This window comes from Myxosarcina sp. GI1, from assembly GCF_000756305.1.
GTDB lineage: Bacteria > Cyanobacteriota > Cyanobacteriia > Cyanobacteriales > Xenococcaceae > Myxosarcina.
The window spans coordinates 145,284-165,001 of record NZ_JRFE01000019.1; the positions used below are offsets into that span (position 1 = coordinate 145,284).

At 41.4% G+C, this 19,718-nt stretch carries 20 protein-coding genes; 8 read left to right on the plus strand and 12 right to left on the minus strand.

Annotation, left to right across the window (positions count from 1 at the left end; all coding sequences use genetic code 11):
* Nucleotides 1-152: 152 nt before the first annotated feature.
* Nucleotides 153-509 (minus strand): type II toxin-antitoxin system PemK/MazF family toxin, encoded by a 357-nt coding sequence (locus KV40_RS14795; protein ID WP_172657289.1) that lies wholly within the window; start codon nucleotides 507-509, stop codon nucleotides 153-155.
* The gene (locus KV40_RS35745; RefSeq protein WP_172657290.1) at nucleotides 499-669 is read right to left on the minus strand and encodes a hypothetical protein; all 171 of its coding nucleotides are present in this window, start codon (nucleotides 667-669) and stop codon (nucleotides 499-501) included. The genes KV40_RS14795 and KV40_RS35745 overlap by 11 nt, the downstream gene beginning before the upstream one ends.
* Before the next feature lie 168 nt (nucleotides 670-837).
* Between KV40_RS35745 and KV40_RS36985 the strand changes: the two genes are divergently transcribed.
* Nucleotides 838-969 carry a hypothetical protein gene (locus KV40_RS36985; protein ID WP_256381131.1) on the plus strand — a complete coding sequence of 44 codons (132 nt, stop codon included), beginning with the start codon at nucleotides 838-840 and terminating at the stop codon, nucleotides 967-969.
* 23 nt (nucleotides 970-992) lie between these two features.
* Nucleotides 993-2,180, plus strand: a complete 1,188-nt coding sequence (locus KV40_RS14800; protein ID WP_052055649.1) for a glycerophosphodiester phosphodiesterase family protein — start codon at nucleotides 993-995, stop codon at nucleotides 2,178-2,180.
* Between the two features lie 17 nt (nucleotides 2,181-2,197).
* Here KV40_RS14800 and KV40_RS14805 read toward each other — a convergent pair whose 3' ends face one another.
* Nucleotides 2,198-3,181 (minus strand): dienelactone hydrolase, encoded by a 984-nt coding sequence (locus tag KV40_RS14805; RefSeq protein WP_036482930.1) that lies wholly within the window; start codon nucleotides 3,179-3,181, stop codon nucleotides 2,198-2,200.
* A gap of 126 nt (nucleotides 3,182-3,307) precedes the next feature.
* Here KV40_RS14805 and KV40_RS14810 point away from each other — a divergent pair, with 126 nt between their 5' ends.
* Both KV40_RS14810 and KV40_RS14815 read left to right on the plus strand, forming a co-directional pair.
* Nucleotides 3,308-4,015, plus strand: a complete 708-nt coding sequence (locus tag KV40_RS14810; protein ID WP_036482932.1) for a hypothetical protein — start codon at nucleotides 3,308-3,310, stop codon at nucleotides 4,013-4,015.
* Nucleotides 4,012-6,891, plus strand: a complete 2,880-nt coding sequence (locus KV40_RS14815; RefSeq protein WP_036482933.1) for a hypothetical protein — start codon at nucleotides 4,012-4,014, stop codon at nucleotides 6,889-6,891. Before KV40_RS14810 ends, KV40_RS14815 begins: the two co-directional genes overlap by 4 nt.
* A gap of 154 nt (nucleotides 6,892-7,045) precedes the next feature.
* Here the strand turns inward: KV40_RS14815 and KV40_RS14820 are convergent, their stop codons facing one another.
* The 7 genes from KV40_RS14820 to cysC all read right to left on the minus strand — a co-directional run bounded on the left by KV40_RS14820 (nucleotide 7,046) and on the right by cysC (nucleotide 14,218).
* Nucleotides 7,046-7,924 (minus strand): LysR family transcriptional regulator, encoded by an 879-nt coding sequence (locus KV40_RS14820; RefSeq protein WP_081942859.1) that lies wholly within the window; start codon nucleotides 7,922-7,924, stop codon nucleotides 7,046-7,048.
* A gap of 387 nt (nucleotides 7,925-8,311) precedes the next feature.
* Nucleotides 8,312-8,689, minus strand: coding sequence for a VOC family protein (locus tag KV40_RS14825; protein ID WP_036482940.1), 378 nt, complete (start codon nucleotides 8,687-8,689; stop codon nucleotides 8,312-8,314).
* A 174-nt stretch (nucleotides 8,690-8,863) separates the two neighbouring features.
* On the minus strand, nucleotides 8,864-9,445 hold the full coding sequence (locus tag KV40_RS14830) for a thioredoxin family protein (protein ID WP_036482943.1): 582 nt from the start codon (nucleotides 9,443-9,445) through the stop codon (nucleotides 8,864-8,866).
* 38 nt (nucleotides 9,446-9,483) lie between these two features.
* Nucleotides 9,484-12,063: a TIGR03960 family B12-binding radical SAM protein gene (locus KV40_RS14835; protein WP_036483122.1), complete on the minus strand. Its 2,580-nt coding sequence runs from the start codon at nucleotides 12,061-12,063 to the stop codon at nucleotides 9,484-9,486.
* A gap of 221 nt (nucleotides 12,064-12,284) precedes the next feature.
* Complete coding sequence (locus tag KV40_RS14840; RefSeq protein ID WP_036482946.1) at nucleotides 12,285-12,620, minus strand: STAS domain-containing protein; 336 nt, start codon at nucleotides 12,618-12,620, stop codon at nucleotides 12,285-12,287.
* 582 nt (nucleotides 12,621-13,202) lie between these two features.
* Complete coding sequence (locus tag KV40_RS14845) at nucleotides 13,203-13,571, minus strand: hypothetical protein (RefSeq protein WP_036482949.1); 369 nt, start codon at nucleotides 13,569-13,571, stop codon at nucleotides 13,203-13,205.
* A 116-nt stretch (nucleotides 13,572-13,687) separates the two neighbouring features.
* Nucleotides 13,688-14,218: an adenylyl-sulfate kinase gene (cysC, locus tag KV40_RS14850; protein WP_036482952.1), complete on the minus strand. Its 531-nt coding sequence runs from the start codon at nucleotides 14,216-14,218 to the stop codon at nucleotides 13,688-13,690.
* Between the two features lie 140 nt (nucleotides 14,219-14,358).
* On the opposite strand from cysC, the gene KV40_RS14855 reads away from it, so the two are divergent.
* The 4 genes from KV40_RS14855 to gatC all read left to right on the plus strand — a co-directional run bounded on the left by KV40_RS14855 (nucleotide 14,359) and on the right by gatC (nucleotide 17,816).
* Nucleotides 14,359-14,793 (plus strand): VOC family protein, encoded by a 435-nt coding sequence (locus tag KV40_RS14855; protein WP_036482956.1) that lies wholly within the window; start codon nucleotides 14,359-14,361, stop codon nucleotides 14,791-14,793.
* A gap of 142 nt (nucleotides 14,794-14,935) precedes the next feature.
* Entirely contained in the window at nucleotides 14,936-16,585 is a 1,650-nt protein-coding gene (locus tag KV40_RS14860) for an acetolactate synthase large subunit (protein ID WP_036482959.1), read from the plus strand.
* Nucleotides 16,586-16,683: 98 nt separating this feature from the next.
* A complete protein-coding gene (locus KV40_RS14865; protein ID WP_036482960.1) occupies nucleotides 16,684-17,205 on the plus strand; it encodes a photosystem I assembly protein Ycf3 in 522 nt (173 codons plus the stop codon).
* Between the two features lie 308 nt (nucleotides 17,206-17,513).
* Nucleotides 17,514-17,816, plus strand: a complete 303-nt coding sequence (gatC, locus tag KV40_RS14870) for an Asp-tRNA(Asn)/Glu-tRNA(Gln) amidotransferase subunit GatC (RefSeq protein WP_036482962.1) — start codon at nucleotides 17,514-17,516, stop codon at nucleotides 17,814-17,816.
* Between the two features lie 41 nt (nucleotides 17,817-17,857).
* On the opposite strand, the gene KV40_RS14875 is transcribed toward gatC, so the two are convergent.
* Both KV40_RS14875 and KV40_RS14880 read right to left on the minus strand, forming a co-directional pair.
* Nucleotides 17,858-18,082, minus strand: coding sequence for a hypothetical protein (locus KV40_RS14875; RefSeq protein ID WP_036482964.1), 225 nt, complete (start codon nucleotides 18,080-18,082; stop codon nucleotides 17,858-17,860).
* A gap of 103 nt (nucleotides 18,083-18,185) precedes the next feature.
* Nucleotides 18,186-19,670, minus strand: coding sequence for a UDP-N-acetylmuramoyl-L-alanyl-D-glutamate--2,6-diaminopimelate ligase (locus KV40_RS14880; RefSeq protein WP_036482966.1), 1,485 nt, complete (start codon nucleotides 19,668-19,670; stop codon nucleotides 18,186-18,188).
* Nucleotides 19,671-19,718: the final 48 nt, after the last annotated feature.

Here is a 19,718-nt window from a genome sequence, read left to right on the forward strand (position 1 = left end):
GCACTTCTCAGCCGCTTTAAAAGCTTGAAATTGTAGAGAATGCGATCGTAACTTTAATTACTACCATTGTTAGCTGGTAGGCTATTTTTAGTTTCCCAATTAATTATTTAGCTTGCTTTAAATTAGATTGCAGTCATCAATTGAGGGGTTGTTTAAACATCTGCCAAATTTAAAGCTATTTTCAAAGCTTTTTGTACTTCGACTGACCAATCTGCCGCTAAATTGCCTAATTTTCTCTGAAATACTGATGTACTAACTGTAGCTATCTTATCGGCTCTAATCAAAGATGTTTTCTTTAAACCTTTCTGTGAAAAATGAGCATCGCTATCTCGAATCAAAATCCAGCTATTTTGCAAGTCGCCAGCAGGAATTTTGGAAAATATACCCAAAATGATTACTTCTTCTCGATGAACCGCTAGGATGAGTGCTGGTCTTAGTTTAGCAGAAGTTAGATCGCTAAAAGGAAATCTTACTAGCCATATTTCTCCAGGTTGAGGCTTAGACATCATAGATATCTTCTTCATCATCATTCCATTCTGTAAAACTCGTTTCTGCGAGTTGCATCATATGTAAGGTTTCTAGTTTTTCTTCCAAATCTTCCATCAGTATTATTTGTTCTTGTATAGGTAACTGAAAGATCATTTGTTTAATTTCTTCTAGTGTTGGCATGGTTTCACAAACGATTGAGTCATCTTCATTATCATTGTCTCAAACTCATCAAGAGATGCGATCGCCTCGATCGCTTTGATTCAGGATTTATAACTAATTACAGCACTTCTCGGTTGTTATAAATGACAAGATATTGAATATCCTAACTGTCCAACTTGCGATCGCGCTATGAATAGTTTTATCTTTGAATTTGCTTCGGATGACAATGTACCTTTTCTTTGGGGTGATGGCGGTACGGGTTACATCGTTCAATGTCCAGAACATAAAGAACAGGTTGCTTTTTTTTGGCAATGCGGATAAACAATCATTCTTAAAGAGATCGATTGAACACTCTCAACAGGCAAAAACCAATTATCATCGCTCATCGGGGTGCTAGCGGCTTGCGTCCCGAACATACTCTAGCTAGTTTTCGACTTGCCTTAGAACAAGGTGCGAATTTTATTGAAACCGATGTGGTGATGACTAAAGACGGGATACCAATTATCCGTCACGAACCGTTGTTAGATAATACTACTAATATTTGTGACCATCCTGAATATAGTAATTGCTACACTACCAAAATCATTGATGGCAAGAAAGTTACGGGCTTTTTTGCCGAAGACTTTACCCTAGAAGATATTAAAACTCTACGTGCCAGACAGCCAGTTGTAGAACGCAGCAAAGAGTTTGACAATCTTTGGGAAATTCCTACTCTGGCTGAAGTTATCGAACTGGTAAAAGATTTTCAGGCTAATACGGGCAAAGCAGTTGGTATCGTTCACGAACTCAAACACAATAGCTATTTCAACAGTATTGGTTTAAATGTAGAAGAAGCCGTAGTAAAAGTTTTAGTTGAATCAAACTTTACCAAGCGAGAACAAAACATCATTCAAGCTTTTGAAATCACGCCTTTAATCCGTTTGAAAAATGAAATTATGCCTGATGCAGGGATCGATCTTGCTTTGCATCAGCTTGTAGGGGCAACTATTCAAAACAATTATCCTAATTTTTCTTTACCTTACGATTTAATAGTTAATTTAGGTGATTCTAATTTGACCGAAGCAGATTTACGTTCAATTTATGGTGACTTAATCGAGCTTATCGATCGCCCTTGGCGGTACGCGGAGCGTAATCGCAATACAACGAATAACTATAATTACAGCAACTTACTATCGTCGCCCGAATTTTATCAATTTGTATCTACCTATGCTGAGGCAATTAATCCCGATAAAAATATAGTTTTGTTACGTAGAGATTTAAACAGATCGGTTAATAGCAATAACAAAATCACCTTTAAACTAACAGGAGAAGTCTTTCCCCTAATCGATCTGGCTCATCGGGCTAGTTTAAAAGTCAACATTTATACTTTACGAAACGAAGAACCCTATTTAAGCCTGAACCTCGATGGAATGCTGCAAACTCCAGAAGCAGAAGCGGAAAAATTAATTCGCCTGGGTGTAGATGGTTTAATTGGCGACTTTCCCCAGACTCTTGTTAATGTGCGCGATCGCATCTTCCAAAACGACAAATAGAAACTGCAAAACCTTAACTATTTCCTTTCTATACGAGCGATCGCAGGATGACTCGATTTTAACAGTTGGTTCAGTGCCGTTATTGCCTGTGTTTGAGAGCGAACATGAGCATCGATAAATAAACCGATAGTTTCTGCCATTAAATTTCTGATGTCTTCTTGAGATCGCGCTGTAGGAAAATCGAGAAAGGTAGTACCCGTATTAGCATCAAAAGGATGAGTAATGGCAAAATGATTGGCTTCTTTTAAAAGTAGTAAGTAGCTATCGTTTCTACCACCTGCGATCGCTTCATTAAAAGTGCGCTCTATAGGAGTTGTGGCTCGTTCCCAGGTAACTCCGTAGATATTGCTGCTTTGAGCGATAACTCCATCATTAGTCCCTCCCATTAGCATTAGCGGTAAAGAGTCGGGTAGGGGCAAAATTGTTCCTGGTACGTATCCCGCCTGTACTGCTGCAGCTGTATGTGCGCCGTAGGCAAAAGCGGCTACAACTTGCGGAAAAAATTGCGGATTGGTATTTTCCATTGCTATTCTACCGCCAGCAGAATGCCCTCCGAGAACAATTCGTTCTAAATCTAGCAAGCCAGCTAAAACGCCTTCAGATTGTAAATCTTCTAGAACTTGTAATAGCGTAGGCAAAGCTGAAGCTGAAGGAATAGTGCCATAGACATCGGGAGTCCAAGCTTTAACCTCGACACCAGGAGTAATAGCGATTCTTCCAGGTAGATTTTCGGCAATCCAGTTAAAGGTAACTACTACTAGCCCGCGTTCTGCCAATTTTACCGCTAGCCATTGATATCGTTCCGCGCCGCAGTTGACACCGTTGAAGAAGATAACAATTTTAAAAGGAGAGCGATCTTTATTAGCAGGAACGATACCAAAATTTTGCTGACTTTCCTTACCCGATAGGCGAGCAGGATAAAATACTTTGAGGTGAATAGTGTCATAAGGCGAAGGGGCATTTGCTACTTTGGCAGCCCGATACAAGGCGCGAACGCTCATATAGTAATATTTTGAATCTAGCTTTGCGTTTTATCTTAAAAAACTTTATAGCCGAAAAAAATAAAATTTTTTGTCTTCTGCTCATTTGCAGTTTAAATTAGGAAAAAATTAGCAACAAGACTTAAAATGCTTCTGATAACAGTTAACACTGAGACAGCAATAGATCGCTTCTGGAGTTTAGTCTCTGGTGTATTAACGTTAAATACCGATACTTTTGGCGAGATTCATCAGCTACCTTTAAGTTTAATAGCCAGCATTTTAGTGGTTTTATTAGCGGGTTTATCCCAATCTATCGGACAAAGCGTGATGCTGTTTGTCAATCAGGTGCGTCCGTTAAGATTTTTGCTATCAGTGGCGATCGCCGCCGTCTTGTTTTTGTTTAACTATAATTTTTGGGTGTTGAGTACCTGGTTGGTTGCTAACTGGCTATATAAAGTTTCAATTCCGCTGCTTGAGGTGATTAAAACTCTGGGATTTAGCTATGCTCCCTTATTATTTGGCTTTTTAATGGTTATTCCCTATTTTGGGATGCCAATCTTAATCGTGCTGTCGATCTGGACTTTACTGGCGATCGCTAGAGGTATTGGTGCGATATCTCCGTTGGGAATCTGGGATGCGTTTGAATGCTGTCTCGGTGGCTGGCTAGTCTTACAACTTTCACAGCGTATTTTTGGCAGGGCGATCGCTTCTGTTACCAATAAGCTAGTTAACTGGTTCGCGGGGGTAAAATTAGTTACCGATCCCAGTCAATTAGAACAAATGTTATACAGTGGCTTACCAATTCCTCCTGCTAGTTCTGATATCCCCAATCTTTTGGGAGAAGAAGAGTCGTGAGCAGACAATTAATAAGACGTTCGGCATTTGTCATCCTGGCTCTAGCTTTGATTGCCTTTCTGTCTCCTGCTAATGCTTGGTGGCGACAATGGTATTTGCTGCTTCAAGGCGAGTTATTCAAGCTGTTATTTGATGTCGGTAGAATTATTTTAATTTCGATGACTATAGCAGGGTTGCTAGCTCCTTTTGAAGCTTTGGGCTGGTGGGCGGGATGGTACGGCGAAGAGAGAGATTTACCTCTACCAGAAATATCTACTGACAGTGCCAGTACTATTGAATTCAAGCCAATATCTAACAAAATTAATCACTACGTCGTCTATTTGGATGGAATTGGCAAAAGTTCTTTTGATTACTCTTTTAGAGTCGAAAAATTTCTGGAACGCTTACAGGAATCTTTACCGAGCGATCGCCTATTAATCCGCGATATCATTCCCTATTCGGTTAATAATCTTCCTCTAACTATTGGCAGACCTCTAGCAGCTATTTGGCGAAAAATTGAGAGTATTGCCAGGCTGGAAGTACTAATTTTGCTCCGCAATATGTTTCAAGTAGCAGTATCGGTAGATCGTCGCTATGGTCCTATCTACAATCGCGGTGCGGCAGAGGTAATAATCGAGAGTTTGCTGTCTCGCGGCTATAAACCAGGAAGCGGTGTTTTAGTAACTTTAATTGGCTATAGTGGCGGTGGGCAAATATCTTTAGGCTCGGTTCCCTATCTTAAAAAGGTTCTAGCTGCACCTATAGAGGTAATTTGTCTGGCAGGGGTAATTAGCGGTAACACTGAGGTAGTTAGGTTAGAGCATTTATATTATTTGGCAGGTAAAAAGGATCGGGTAGCTCGTCTAACTCCCTATTTATTTCCGCAAAGATGGTCGTTGTTTTCCTGGTCGAATTGGAATCTTGCCAAGAGTCGGGGTGAAATTAGCTTTATTTCTTTGGGAGATGTAGGACACGATTCTAAAAATGGACCTTTAGATGAAGAGGCAATACTACTCGATGGACGCAACCATTTGGAGCAAACTTTAGATATTGTTACTCGCATTTTAACTCGCAAAGATGGCAAAGAACCTTTTCCTGCGGCGGTTCCCGAGCTTGCTCCCAATAAACCTCAAGTTACCAGTAATTACGAACGTTATCTTCAAGCTGCTTTTAACCATCCCAGTTACTATCCTATAGAGCCAACTATTTCTGCTAATTATTTGCCAGTAGGCAACTGGCTCGGTCGATTGATTTTACCCCAGGTTGAAGAACGTTCCAAAGTTAAAGGAGTTTATTTTGAAGTCCACCACGCACCAAATTCCGATCGAGATTTAATCGGACAAACGGTATACTTGCGTTGGAGCGATCGCCCAGATCTTCAAGCTTACGTCAATCAGGTCAAAGTTGGGATCGATTTTTCCGAACAGGCTTATGAAAGTATCGCTCAGGGGATAGTTCATCCTACACGCTTAAACCATTGGCGACAGGTACAGCCTTTAGAGTCTCTAGCAGGTGCCAGACCGAATGATGACGTAATGGTTTCTTTGGGTCAAGCGGTAGAGGTAAATAGAGAAGCAACAATTACCAGTTTATATATTAGCCGCGAACCAATTGTCATTACTGGTAAATTCTTCGCGCTGGTAAGTATTGGAGAGGCAGTAGAGCCAGATCTGTATCAAGTACGTCATTACAATCGCGCTTCTAAGCAGTTTGACGGCAGAGAAGAAACTATTTATCTACCGCAAGTAATTGCCGACCGCCGAGGGGTATTACCCGCCACTACTAATAAAATCGAACGCTCGTCATCAAATGCCAGTGGGTGGTACATCTACGGCGCAAAAAATGCAGAGGGAATGTTTACCGTAAGGGCGATCGCGCCTCGCGCTTTATTTCAACTTCAGCCACAAAAAATTATTACGGGTCGTCGCCGCAGCTTTAGCTATATTCGCGATTGCTACTGGCAGGGAGCCAAAAACAAGCAGGGTCAGATCGACTCTATTTTACTCAATCCCCAAAACCTCGACCCAGAAAAACTAATCTCTTCCTATCAAGAAGGCGATCGCTTATTAGTTTTGCATACTTTTGGGGGAATAGGCGGCAACAAAAAAGAATTTGCTCCGTTAGGCATTTTTTTCGGTCATTTTGCCTTTGGTTTGGCAAGAGTAGTACGCGATCCTTTTAGTCGGGAACTTACTTTTAAAATTACTTATAGCCAGGTTTATACCCAAAATACAGCAGGAATTATTGCAGGTAATTTAGACTGGACTAACTACATGGGCGATCGCCAGTTTGGCTGGTTGGGAACCCGCCCGATAACCGATATTATTGTCAAGCTGGACATTTTAGACGAATACAACTTTGGCGGTTTGCGCCGCTTCCCGCTCAATGCCTTAGTCTATCAGCTAGATAAAATGATGGCGCGTTACCGTACGGGAGACGGCACTGGTGCCACCTTTGTAGGCATGGCAAACTCCTGTGTTCAAGATTCTTTTCAAGCACTCCATCAGGCAATTAATATGACGATGTCGGAAATAGAGCGCAATGCTCAAATCCAAGACTGGATAAAAGCTAATCCCCAAGATCCTCAAACTCTACGCTTAGAGAGATTATTTGCTTTCAATCAAAGTTTGAGAAATAAGTTAATTCCCTGGCAGGTTCGCTCAGATTGGGTAGATTCGACTCAATCACTAATCGGAACTCGTTTGGAAGACCGCCCTATTACTACCATTATCAATGCTTCTACTAGCTGGCGATCGCTCTTACCCCGTCTGGCTAACGACCGACTAGCAGAAATTTTCTTACAGCATGGTGCCACTCTCTGGCTATTGCAAACATTTCAGGTAGGCGGTAAAAACGAAGATATTGCACCTATTGTCCCAACCAAATTGTGGATTTAATTTACCTACCGCAAAGGCGAGCGAATAAATGAGTAATGAGTAATGAGTAATAGGTTCTATTCAACTGAAAAGCGCAGTAAAGTAATTATCCGTACTTAGGATAAATCCCTGTTTTTAGTATTGTTCGTCCCAAACTTTTAACTTTTAACTTTTGCTATAGATTGTGCTGTTTGAGAAAATCTAGCCAAGCCCAAACTGCGTAAGAAAGATTGCAGTTAGTTAGAGTGGCAGCGACAACAGTACGTTCTAATGGTTGGGGTAACTGACAAACCTTTACTCCTTCAGGAAGATGGAAAACCGAAAGCTCAGGTAAAATTGCCGCTCCTTCACCTGCGGCTACTAGCTTAACGATCGTATCGCTTTCTTTTACCTGTTCGCAGGGTTGAAACTGATAGCCAGCATTTTGAAAATACTCAGCGATCGCAATAAAACAGCTATTGCGATCGGGATAAGAAATGATTGGTATAGAATTTAGCTGTTGCCAGGTTAGCTTTTTTGTCTGCTTCAACTGTGAGTTGGGGGGTAATAACAATACGTAGCGATCGCACACTATTTCCACTGCTTCCATATCTTCGGGAATAGGCAAAGTAGTAAAACCTAGATCTGCTTTACCTTCACGAATAGCATTTTCTACTTGGGGACAGTCTGCTTCTTCGACAATTTTGACCTCGATTTGAGGATAATTAGCTTTAAAATCCGCTCTGATTTTAGGTAACAACTGAGCCGCCGCACCCCGAAAGGTAGAGATTCTAATCTTGCCTCTCTCTAGAGTTTTATGACGCTCTGCCTCTTGCTGTATTTCTGTCAGAGTCTCTAAAATGCGATCGCAACGAACTAATATACTTTCTCCTGCGGGGGTAAGTCGGACACCTTTGCTACCGCGAAATAACAGCTGTATGCCCAATTCGTCTTCTAAAGTAGCGATGGCATGACTGACGGTAGGCTGTGCTAGCTGTAATTCTTCAGCAGCCTGACTAAATTTGCCGCATCTGGCAACTGTGACAAAGGAGCGAATTTGAGAAAGCTTCATCATCAAAGCCTCAATCTTAAGAATTATCTTTTCTTATTGTTCTTAATCTATCATTTGCCACATTTGGAAAACTGAAAGATCGCTCATTCTAAGATCTTTTCTAATTCTGCTACTGACTCTATTACAAAATCTGGCATTTCATCGGAGCGCTCAGCTAATTCTATAAACCCTTCAACTGTTTTTTCTCAAGCTACTCGAATTCTTTGCCAACTTGCTCAATTAAAATTCAGAGGAAAAGACGAAAGAGTGAGAAGAAAAGGAACGAAGAATTGGGCTTTTATTTCCCACCTTTTATCATTTACCTCTGCTTGTAGAGAACATTGCCTAAACGCCCCAATCAAGATTGCCCCGAATGAATAATAATAAGACTGAAGATGTTATCGAGCTTTACTACATTTGTTTGGGAGACATATGAAGACCAATTGTATTCCCTTCTGTATCTAAGATTAAAGCAATGAAGCCGTATTCACCGATTGAGCTTTTTGGTTTGTAGATTTGCCCGCCCGCTGGTTCGACACGCTCTAACTCTACAGCAACATCATCGCAATAAAAATACGGTAAAGTGCCGCTGCCACCAGATTTAATGCCCTCCATTTTAACTAACGCTCCCGAAGCCCCTGCCGAATCCATATTCATAGGAAAGCCCCACATCTCATCGGCGTTTTCAAGTTTCTCCAATTGCACCTGAAATACATTCTCGTAAAAACGCTTCGCTCGCTTTATATCCTGCACGTAAATTTCAAACCAGATAACGGGGTTTGGTTTCACTCTCTACCTCCTGCTCTCTTAAAAGCGAAGTTGTTTGATTGTCAATTTCTACCTCAGTTTAATACATTAGCCCATCCAGACAAGAAATTTAAGGCATACATTCTTGCCTGAAGTTAAGTTATGCTATCGCTTAACCCAACTGACCTATCTACACTTCAAAAGCTTGAGGCAAACCTAGCCAAAATAATCGGGTTCGTTACCTGGTTTCCACTTGATGTTGCATCCCAAACTGGGCATCTGATCGGAATCTACTTCCTTACCTGCTAAAACTGCCTCGATCGCGCCGCGTAAATCTTTACCCGTCACTGGTATATCGGTACTAGGGCGACTATCATCTAGCTGTCCGCGATAGACTAGTTTTTTATCGCGATCGAAGAGAAAGAAATCGGGGGTACAGGCAGCAGTATAGGTTTTAGCTACTTCCTGAGTTTCGTCGTAGCAAAAGGGAAAGTTAAAATCTAATTCTTTTGCCATTTTAAGCAGATGTTCGGGAGAATCATCGGGGTGGTTCTCAACATCGTTAGCACTAATTGCCACAATACCCAAAGGGCGCTCGGCGTAATCTTTACCAATCTTGGCTAATTCTTCTTTTACGTGTTTGACAAAAGGACAATGCTGACAGATAAACATTACCAACAATGCTTCATTATCGGCAAAGGTATCTAAAGAAATTTGTTGACCAGAAATTACATCTTTTAATTGAAAATCTGGTGCTTTAGTGCCTAAAGGCAACATGGTTGAAGCTGTTTTGACCATTGTTTATTGAACCTACTTAAATCGTGTCTGAATAAATTCTAGTAGTTTAAGATTAATTGCTGGCGATGAACTCTCAATAGTTGAAATTCTCTTTGGGTAACTCGTTCGAGCATATACACCAGATTATCGGGAACTAAGTTGGTTCCATCGTTGCCACAGCTACCAGTAAAACGCAACACCGCAGTATTAGCATCATTCGATTCGAGACTGAGAGCAAACAGGCGATCGCACAAATTAACCTGCTGTTTTTTTCCCGATTTGGTAATTTTTTCCCAAATCACCTCTTGGCTATTGTTTACCTCGGCAATCCACTGCTGCCAAGTATCTTTGCTAATGTCTTCCTCTGTCTCTACAGTAATAAGGTATTCGGCTTTAGCTATTAGCTGAGTTGCTGCTTTGGATTTAAGATCTATTTCTTCTACTGCATAGATAGGAATATTATCGGGTAGCTGTGCCTCTAGGCGACTGCGAAATTCTTCCAGTTCTAAATCTTCTGTCAGTTCAAAATCGACAACTTCCCCACTGCTGGTAATACCTAAAGAGAGAGCATTGGCGATTGAAATTCTCGGTCCTGGATGATAGCCTCCAGTAAAGGAAATAGGTAAAGCTGCCCGACGTATGGCGCGATCGAACAGACGCACTAAATCTAGATGGCTAACTAACGCCATCTCTCCTTGTTTGCCAAACCAGACTCGAATTCTCTGTTCGCGGTTTTTGTTTGGTTGAAAATGCCCTTTAAACTCGGGTATGGGTAAGGGAGGAACGACGATATTGTGTCCGAAATCGGTACCGCAAACGCCACAGTGAGAACAGCCTTCAAAGGCGCAGTCGGGAACGGTAGCAGCTTCTAAGGCGCGATTTAAATCTTCTTTGAGCCATTGTTTATCGATCCCCGTATTTAAATGATCCCAGGGTAAGGGTGCATTAGTAGCATCTTGAGGTGCTGCCTCTTTTTCTTCTGCATTGGCTGCAAACAAATTCCACTCGCCGTTTTCTACCTGACGGTATTTCCAGGTTAAATCCGATTCGGCGATCGCTTGTTCCCAAGCTGCATAGGCTTTATCTAAATTTTCCCACCAGGAATCCATCCCCGCCCCTAATTCCCAAGCGCGACGCACTACAGCCGACAGGCGGCGATCGCCCCGACCGACAAAATCTTCCATTGCCGAGATGCGAACGTCGGTATAGTTTACCTTAGTGCCTTTAATGCGTCTAAATTCGCGGCGCAGTAATTCTTGCTTGCGCTTAAATTCGCTAGTAGAAACCGAATGCCATTGAAACGGAGTATGGGGTTTGGGGGTAAAATTGGAGATGGTGATGTTAAAGTTGAGGCGTTTTTTGCCTAACTGAGCGCACTCGCGACGCAGCCAACGGACTGTATCGGCAATACCGATAACATCGACATCTGTTTCTCCTGGTAAACCGATCATAAAGTAGAGTTTGACTTTATTCCAACCCTGTTCGACGGCAGTTTTAACACCTCTAAGAAGTTCTTCATTAGTTAAGCCTTTATTGACTACATCCCGCATCCGCTGCGTTCCTGCTTCGGGAGCAAAAGTTAAGCCCGACTGCCGCAAGCCGCCAATAATATTGGCAATATTTTCATCAAAGCGATCGACTCGCTGACTTGGTAGGGAAAGAGAAATATTTTCTGACTGCAAGCGGTTTTTAATTTCCATACCGACTGCTGGTAAAGCCAAGTAGTCGGAACAGCTAAGAGAAAGCAAAGAAAACTCATTATATCCCGTCGCCCGCATTCCCGTTTCAATTGCCTCTACTACCTGTTCTGGTTCTACATCAGTTGCGGGACGGGTTAGCATCCCAGGCTGACAAAAACGACAGCCGCGAGTACAGCCTCTTCTAATTTCTACCGTCAGGCGATCGTGTACGGTTTGGATGTAGGGAACTAAACCGATAGAATATGCCGGGATCGGTGTAGCTACTCGGCGAAGAATTCTGGGTGGAATTTCTGGACGAGAGGGATAGACAGAACCATCCGCCGCCATTTCGTAAAACCTGGGAACGTAAACTCCTGGTACTTGAGCGAGATCTAATAACAAATCTTCCTTACTCAAGCCTGCGGCTTTACCTTCTCTTATTACCAAGCCAATTTCTGGCAGTAATTCTTCTCCGTCCCCCAAAGCGATAAAGTCAAAAAACTCGGCATAGGGTTCGGGGTTAGAAGTAGCGGTTTGTCCTCCTGCAAAAATTAACGGATAATCTCCCGTTGCTCTTTCTTTCCAAGTTAGAGGAATCTTAGCCAGATCGAGCATTTCTAAAATATTTGTCGCCCCTAGTTCGTAGCTGAGGCTAAAGCCCAAAATATCGAAGTCTTGTAGGGAGCGTTTTGATTCTAGAGCGAATAAAGGCGTATCTGTCCCTCGCAACTTAGCAGCTAAGTCTGGTGCTGGTAGATAGGTGCGATCGCACAATTGCTGGGGTTGCGCGTTGATAATATTGTAAAGAATGATATGCCCTAAATTTGACGCACCAACTTCATATATTTCGGGATAGGTTAAAACCCAGCGTACTTCAGCATCGTTCCAGGGTTTGTGTTTTGCTCCTAGTTCGTTACCCAAATAGCGTGCTGGTTTGGTTATGTCTGCTCCCAAAACTATTTCGCTACCATTTTTAGAAGGTGACGAAGTATCTCCTGAATTTTTGTCGGTGAAAATATTAGAGGCAAGGGTCAAAATAAGTTTCTCCTGCAATATCGATATACGAGCAACACTTCTAATTTTCTTACTATAGCTAAGGTTGCTTGTAATTTGCAGCGAGAATAGTTATGGGTTCTATGATATCTTTACGAAGCTTTTGTTTTGGGGCTAAATAACCAGGCTTAATTCCTTGCTGCTTCAAAACTGCTACGGTTTTCAAAAATCTCAATGAGCTTATCTAGCTGAGTTAGCTCGAAGATCATCTTTACTGAAGGAGCGACAGAACAAACAGATAGTTTTCTGCCCGAGTTTTGACACCAGCGAAAAGCTTTAATCAACACTACCAATGCTGCGCTATCCATAAATTCTACTTCACTCATGTCAATCAAAATAGGCGAGTTTGAAGAAGTTTTAATAGCAACTGTCAGCTCGTTTGACAGTTCTTCAGCGTTTGCCGCACTAAGATATCCTTGCGGTTGAAAAGTAACAAATTCGGTTTGTAGTTGTGTGCTGTTCATAATTTTTTTTACTCGGTCGCCCTAGATAATACTTAAAAATCGAAGTTTATTTAATAGAAAAACATATTGTAATATAACGTATATTTACCAATAGCACCAGTTTTTTACAAAAACTTGATTTAAACGTGAAGTTGTCTTTAAATCTAGATGTAATCTCTTTATTGTCTACTGTTGATAGATTTTAGAACGTTAAAAACAATTTAAAAATACCCCAGTAGATATATATTTTTTGGCTCAAACGCATTAAATTGAAAATCACTTTACTTTTATAGCCAGTTTTTTCCAATTGTAATATTGTGGCAAATACTTAAATATTTGCTTTAATATTTAAACCAAAATTGCTTGCTCCGCGATTGCACTTAAAATTATGCTCGATCGCCAAAAACATGCTGTATCCCCAATTACAAAAATTTAGTTTAAATTAATTGTATTTTTAAACGAAGTCATCAGGCGGTCATAATAATCAGGTTTACTCTTTATTACGACCGTTCGATGAAGAGAATATAAATAATAAAAGTAAAAAACTCGATCGGTAATCGAGCTAACGATTAATAACAAACTTGAAATAAACTACATTCAAAATTACTCGTAGTCAAATGCTTCTCGGTTTGTTTGCCAGAGAGATCTTACAAAACTGTATAAATAGTTATGACTTATAGATTCGGCAGGGGAACAATTATGGCTATAAAGTTTGGCTAATAGAGGAATTATCTCCGTGTCGAGACGGCGATCGAACCAATTCTGGGGCAAAATCAAATCGGAACTTTGGCGTAGATCGATAAGATTGCAGTCAAGGGAACTGGTTTGATTACAAACGTCCTCAACTAAAAAAAGCGGTCTAAACCAATAAACCTGTTTGGGAGGGATCGCTTGAATCACCTCTCCATAAAGTCGATCCCGTCGATCGCTCAGACTGAGAATTTGACGAGACGAAGTAGACAATTGGCTCATACAGATTAGCAGCTAGTTGAAAATTTGAGGTAATAGCGTAGACTTCGATCGCTTTAATTTGTTGCCACCGCCATTACCTCATTAGTTAATCAAACGTTCTGTTTGGGTTTTATAACTTAGGCAATATAACCCATCTCCTGTAGTTTACCGTAAATTTTATCAACGCTCTCTGACAAATCTTCTAGATCGGTTCGGCATTCAACTTCAGGATTAGTTGGCGGTTCGTAAGGGTCATCAATTCCAGTAAACTGCTTGATTTGTCCCGCACGTACTTTTTTATAAAGTCCTTTGACATCTCTTTTTTCGCATTCTTCAATGGGAGCATTAACAAATACCTCGACAAAATTACCAATTTGCTTTCTCATTTCGTCTCTAATCGCTCTGTAAGGCGAAATTACAGGAACCAGCACAATTACTCCATTACGAGCCAGTAGCTTAGCCACATAACCAATACGACGAATATTAGTATCTCGATCTTCTTTAGAAAACCCCAATCCTTTAGTCAGATTTTCCCGAATTTCATCCCCATCTAAAACTTCAATTTGATAGTTCTGAGATTTTAGTTTTTCAGTAAGGGCTGTGGCAATAGTGGTTTTACCCGCACCACTAAATCCAGTAAACCAAACCGCTACTCCACGTTGCTTCATGTATATTTTCCGTTAAATTACTAAATGGCTCTTCGTATTTTACCCATCTAAATCGTGATTTCAAGACAATTTCTCAAAGAGAACAGCATGAATTATCTAGAATTAAATATGCGATTAAATTAATTAAGAATTTATCAAAGATGACGGATCGACCTATTTTTCACCTTGCCATTCCTATTAACGATGTGTCTCTAGCCAAACAATTCTATCGAGACGGTTTGAATTGTCAAGTCGGTCGCGAAAATCGCAATGCGGTTATTTTTAATTTCTATGGCACTCAAGTTGTCGCTCACGTAACCAAACAGCCGTTGACGGAGCAAGCAGGAATTTATCCACGTCATTTGGGTTTGATTTTACCTACAGAATTGGAGTGGCGGCAACTTTTAGAGCGCGCCAGAGAGAAACAGCTATCTTTTTACGAAGAACCAAAGCTGCGTTTTCCTGACAAACTGACCGAACATCGAACCTTTTTTTTAGAAGATCCCTTTCACAATTTGCTCGAATTTAAATATTATCGTCATGATGAAGCCATATTTGGCGGTAGAGAAATAGTAGAAATAGGCGATCGCGACTAAAAGTAGCAAGTAAGTTTTTTTAACTTTTGACTTTTGACTTTGAGCGAAGCGATAAAATTTGGGTTGCTACTCTGTAATATGCTGACTAGAATCTACAGAAGTATAGGGTATCAACAAAAGGGATAAGTTTGGGAGAACGATCGTGGGAGAATACAATGCCGCAGAAATTTTAGTTCGATGTTTGGAGAATGAAGGTGTAGAGTATGTCTTCGGTTTACCAGGAGAAGAAAACTTACACATTCTCGAAGCTCTAATCGATTCGCCAATTCAGTTTATTACCACCCGTCACGAACAGGGCGCGGCGTTTATGGCTGATGTTTACGGTCGCCTGACGGGGAAAGCAGGAGTTTGTCTGTCTACTTTAGGTCCTGGGGCGACTAACTTAATGACTGGGGTAGCAGATGCCAATCTTGACGGCGCGCCTCTGGTGGCAATTACAGGTCAGGTAGGCACCGATCGCATGCACATAGAGTCCCATCAATATTTAGATTTGGTGGCAATGTTCGCCCCCGTTACCAAGTGGAATACTCAAATCGTTCGTCCAAATAACACGCCAGAAATTATTCGTAAAGCTTTTAAAATCGCCCAAACTGAAAAGCCAGGGGCGGTTCATATCGATCTGCCCGAAAATATTGCGGCAATGACAGTTCAAGGTCAACCTTTGCGTATAGACGATCGCGAAAAGACTTATGCTTCCTATCGTAGTATCAATGCCGCTGCCGCAGCTATTTCTAAAGCGGTAAATCCTTTAATTTTAGCTGGTAATGGAGCGATCCGCGCTAATGCTAGTGAAGCCCTGACCGAATTTGCCACGCAGCTAAATATCCCTGTTGCCAATACTTTTATGGGCAAAGGAGCAGTTCCTTATACTCATCCGCTGTCTTTGTGGACGGTAGGATTACAGCAGCGAGATTTGATTAGCTGTGCTTTTGACGATACGGATTTGGTAATTGCCATCGGTTACGACTTGATTGAATATTCTCCTAAAAAATGGAATCCCGAAGGCAAAATTCCCATCGTCCATATTGGGGAAACTCCAGCCGAAATCGACAGTAGCTATATTCCCGAAGTCGAAGTTTTTGGCGATATTTCCGACTCGCTAACTGATATTATCAAACGTTGCGATCGCCTGGGAAAACCCACCCCTTCAGCAGTAAGACTACGCACTCAAATTCGCGAAGATTACGAATTGTATGCAGAAGATAAAGAGTTTCCCATCAAACCGCAAAAAATCATTCACGATTTGCGTCAGGTTATGGAACCTTCAGATATTGTGATTTCTGATGTTGGCGCACATAAAATGTGGATGGCAAGACACTATCACTGTGATTGCCCCAATACCTGCATTATTTCTAATGGCTTTGCGGCTATGGGTATTGCCATTCCTGGCGCGATCGCTGCTAAATTAGTCCATCCCGATAAAAAAGTAGTGGCGGTTACGGGAGATGGCGGTTTTATGATGAATTGTCAGGAATTAGAAACAGCGTTGCGAGCTAAAACTCCTTTTGTAACTTTAATTTTCAATGACAATGGTTACGGTTTGATTGAATGGAAACAAATCAATCAGTTCGGTCATCCTGCTTTTGTCGATTTTGGCAATCCCGACTTTGTTAAATTTGCTGAAAGTATGGGGGTAAAGGGTTATCGAGTTGAATCTGCTGCCGAGTTAGTTCCCACATTGAAAGAAGCGTTGGCGGCTGATGTACCTGCGGTAATTGACTGTCCTGTAGACTACAAAGAAAATCTGCGTTTTTCTCAAAAAGCTGGCGATTTGAGTTGTGAAATAGGTTAATACCATTGTTTAAGTTAAGCTAACAAACGCTGCTGTATCGTACCAATAGCGATAGGATCTAAACAGCAAAATATCTTAGCCATTTTAAAAAACTAACTATGCCCCGCAGCCAAAGAAACGATAATTTTATAGATAAAACTTTTACCGTTATGGCAGACATTATTCTTAAAGCTCTGCCAACTAACAAAAAAGCTAAAGAAGCATTTGCTTACTATCGAGATGGTATGTCGGCTCAAGCCGATGGCGAATATGCTGAGGCATTAGAAAATTACCAAGAGGCTCTAACTTTAGAAGAAGATCCCAACGATCGCAGCTATATTCTTTACAATATGGGCTTGATTCATGCCAGCAATGGCGAACTAGAGGAGGCTTTAGAGCTTTATAACGAATCGATCGAACTCAACCCTAGAATGCCTCAATCTCTAAACAATGTGGCGGTAATCTATCACCATCAGGGCGACAAAGCCAAAGCAGCAGGAAAAACCGATGAAGCTGAAGCTTTGTACGATAAAGCGGCAGAATACTGGAAACAAGCAGTTCGCATCGCACCTAATAACTATATGGAAGCGCAAAACTGGCTTAAAACCACAGGGCGATCGGAAATGGACGTGTTCTTCTAAAAAGTAAAAAGTCAAAAGGAGCGGCGACCCCGCGTCGTAAAACGACGCTAGGGAATGCGCCGCGATGCAAAAGTCAAAAGTTTTTTCGGTTCTTTTGAACCTGCGATATAAAATTTAGAGAGAATAATTGCCAAAGGCATACTAGGTAAGGTTTTGAGTATATGATAGCTTTATTTTGTATGCTTTTGTCTCAAACTATTTACAGAATAAAATTTCTACCTAATTCATTAGTAAGTTCGGTAGAACCGTTTTTTACCAAACCATAACTTTAGATTAACTACTAACTACCAACTATCAGCAATTAACCAATGAAAATCGATCGCCAGGAAGTAAAAAAAGTAGCCAATTTAGCCAGACTGTCTATTACTGAAGAAGAAGAGGAGCAGTTTACTACTCAACTTAACGATATTTTAGAATACTTCGACCAGTTGAGCGAGTTGGATACTGAGAATGTAAAACCTACCACTAGAGCGATTGAAACTAGCAACATTACTCGCCCCGATAAGCTCGCTCCTTTTTCCGACAAGGAAGCCTTAGTCAAAGCAGCTCCAGAACCCCAAGGGGAATTTTTTCGCGTTCCCAAAATTCTCAGTACGGATGAGGAAGGGTAATAAGAAGTAAAAAGTAAAAAGTAAAAAGTGAAAATATATGGCTAGTTTACCAACTTAAACAGAACGGTAAGGATGATACTCAGTAGCAAGAGAATTGCGCTAAAAGCAAATCCCATAATCCATTTGAGCCATCCCAAATCATTTTTGACGAGTTTAATTTCTGCTTCTACACCATCAACTCTCTTGTCAACTTTTCTATCTAGCAGATCGATTTTGCGCTCTAGCTTTCCTAATAGCTCTTTAACTTCGCTATTAGTCTGTGTCATACCAGTCAAGAATTAATATACATATTGCAGGCAGCCAAAGAGCTACCTGTCTTTTTTTATTATCACATTTTCGTTTGTGGCGATCGCCGATCGCCCCTACGGTTTAATTGCTCAAACGTATTTTCAACGCCTCCCTAGCCTGTTCGCGGTCGTCAAAGTGAATTTTTTCCGTTCCCAAAATTTGATAGTCTTCATGCCCTTTACCTGCAATTAAGATTCCGTCTCCAGGTTGTGCGTCGGTAATTGCGCTTTTAATGGCAGTAGCGCGATCGCCTACCACTTTATAATTAGCGGTATCGGGAATACCAGCTACCACATCGGCTAAAATTTTTTGGGGATCTTCAGTACGGGGATTATCGGATGTTACTACCGCAACATCTGCTAGTCGGGCGGCAATTTTCCCCATTAAAGGACGTTTGGTGCGATCGCGATCGCCGCCACAGCCAAAGACACAAATCATTTTGCCGCTGATAAAAGGACGAGATGCCTTAAGCATGTTTTCTAAACTATCTGGGGTGTGGGCATAATCGACAATGACGCTAATATCTTGTTCTGGAGAGATTTGTACTCTCTCCATCCTCCCTGGTACGCCTGCAAATTGGGGCAACGTTGCCGAGATCGTCTGCAAGTCAACTCCCAGATGCAGCACCGCACCTACAGCAGCCAGCAAATTGGCTAGATTAAATTGTCCCACCAGAGGCGAATCAAACGGTACTTCTCCAACTGGAGTATGCAAAATACCGCTAACACCAGTAGGCTGATAGTCTAATTCGCTTAGATATAAATCTGCTTGGGAATTGTTGACGCTATAACTCCAAACTTGCTTGTCTAATTTATCGAGCAAACGCCTTCCGTAAGCATCATCTAAATTAATAATTGCTTTTTGTTGCAAATATTCAGGACTAAACAGCAATGATTTAGCCTGAAAATATGCTTCCATGTCTGGGTGGTAGTCCAGGTGATCTTGAGTAAGGTTGGTAAATACGGCAACTTCATAACGACAACCTTTTACTCTACCCTGATCCAGAGCATGAGAACTGACTTCCATCACGGCATATTTATTACCCGCAGCTACGGCTTGGGCTAAGAGAGACTGTAACTCAACGGCAAAAGGTGTAGTATGTACTGCCGTTTGTTGGTATCCCTGCCAGCGAGTATAAAGAGTGCCAAATAAAGCTGTGGAAAGTTTTGCTTGTAACAAAAAATATTCGACCAGATGAGTAATAGTAGTTTTGCCATTGGTTCCCGTTACCCCTACCAAATTTAATTTTTGAGCGGGATAGTCATAAAAAGCAGCAGCGATCGCGCTAGCTACAGCGATAGTATCTTCAGTTACGATCGCACAAGCTTCTGAGGTTGGCAGCTGTTTGGCGGCAGCTTGAGGAGAAATTATTGCCGCGATCGCTCCTCCATCAATCGCACTTTGCCAAAATTCTCCACCGTCAACTCTGCTACCTGGTATGCCGATAAACAAATCTCCCTGGCGACAGGCATGAGAATTAGTACAGATTCCCGTAACATTTTGCTCTAATGCTCGATTTGCTTCTGGCTTTAGATCGATCTTTGCTAGTAATTGGCGCAGCTTCATTAGTTTTATTAGTGATAAAAGCGTTTGTTTTTTTGACTTAGCTACATT

What these genes read in the sequence shown, in the direction of transcription:
- KV40_RS14830 (WP_036482943.1), bottom strand. Translation starts at nt 9,445, where the DNA reads ATGGTCAAAACAGCTTCAACCATGTTGCCTTTAGGCACTAAAGCACCA.
- KV40_RS14840 (WP_036482946.1), bottom strand. Translation starts at nt 12,620, where the DNA reads ATGAACAGCACACAACTACAAACCGAATTTGTTACTTTTCAACCGCAA.
- KV40_RS35745 (WP_172657290.1), bottom strand. Translation starts at nt 669, where the DNA reads ATGCCAACACTAGAAGAAATTAAACAAATGATCTTTCAGTTACCTATA.
- KV40_RS14805 (WP_036482930.1), bottom strand. Translation starts at nt 3,181, where the DNA reads ATGAGCGTTCGCGCCTTGTATCGGGCTGCCAAAGTAGCAAATGCCCCT.
- KV40_RS14865 (WP_036482960.1), top strand. Translation starts at nt 16,684, where the DNA reads ATGCCCCGCAGCCAAAGAAACGATAATTTTATAGATAAAACTTTTACC.
- cysC (WP_036482952.1), bottom strand. Translation starts at nt 14,218, where the DNA reads ATGAAGCAACGTGGAGTAGCGGTTTGGTTTACTGGATTTAGTGGTGCG.
- KV40_RS14880 (WP_036482966.1), bottom strand. Translation starts at nt 19,670, where the DNA reads ATGAAGCTGCGCCAATTACTAGCAAAGATCGATCTAAAGCCAGAAGCA.
- KV40_RS14875 (WP_036482964.1), bottom strand. Translation starts at nt 18,082, where the DNA reads ATGACACAGACTAATAGCGAAGTTAAAGAGCTATTAGGAAAGCTAGAG.
- KV40_RS14810 (WP_036482932.1), top strand. Translation starts at nt 3,308, where the DNA reads ATGCTTCTGATAACAGTTAACACTGAGACAGCAATAGATCGCTTCTGG.
- KV40_RS14855 (WP_036482956.1), top strand. Translation starts at nt 14,359, where the DNA reads ATGACGGATCGACCTATTTTTCACCTTGCCATTCCTATTAACGATGTG.
- KV40_RS14845 (WP_036482949.1), bottom strand. Translation starts at nt 13,571, where the DNA reads ATGAGCCAATTGTCTACTTCGTCTCGTCAAATTCTCAGTCTGAGCGAT.
- KV40_RS36985 (WP_256381131.1), top strand. Translation starts at nt 838, where the DNA reads ATGAATAGTTTTATCTTTGAATTTGCTTCGGATGACAATGTACCTTTT.
- KV40_RS14795 (WP_172657289.1), bottom strand. Translation starts at nt 509, where the DNA reads ATGATGTCTAAGCCTCAACCTGGAGAAATATGGCTAGTAAGATTTCCT.
- gatC (WP_036482962.1), top strand. Translation starts at nt 17,514, where the DNA reads ATGAAAATCGATCGCCAGGAAGTAAAAAAAGTAGCCAATTTAGCCAGA.
- KV40_RS14820 (WP_081942859.1), bottom strand. Translation starts at nt 7,924, where the DNA reads ATGATGAAGCTTTCTCAAATTCGCTCCTTTGTCACAGTTGCCAGATGC.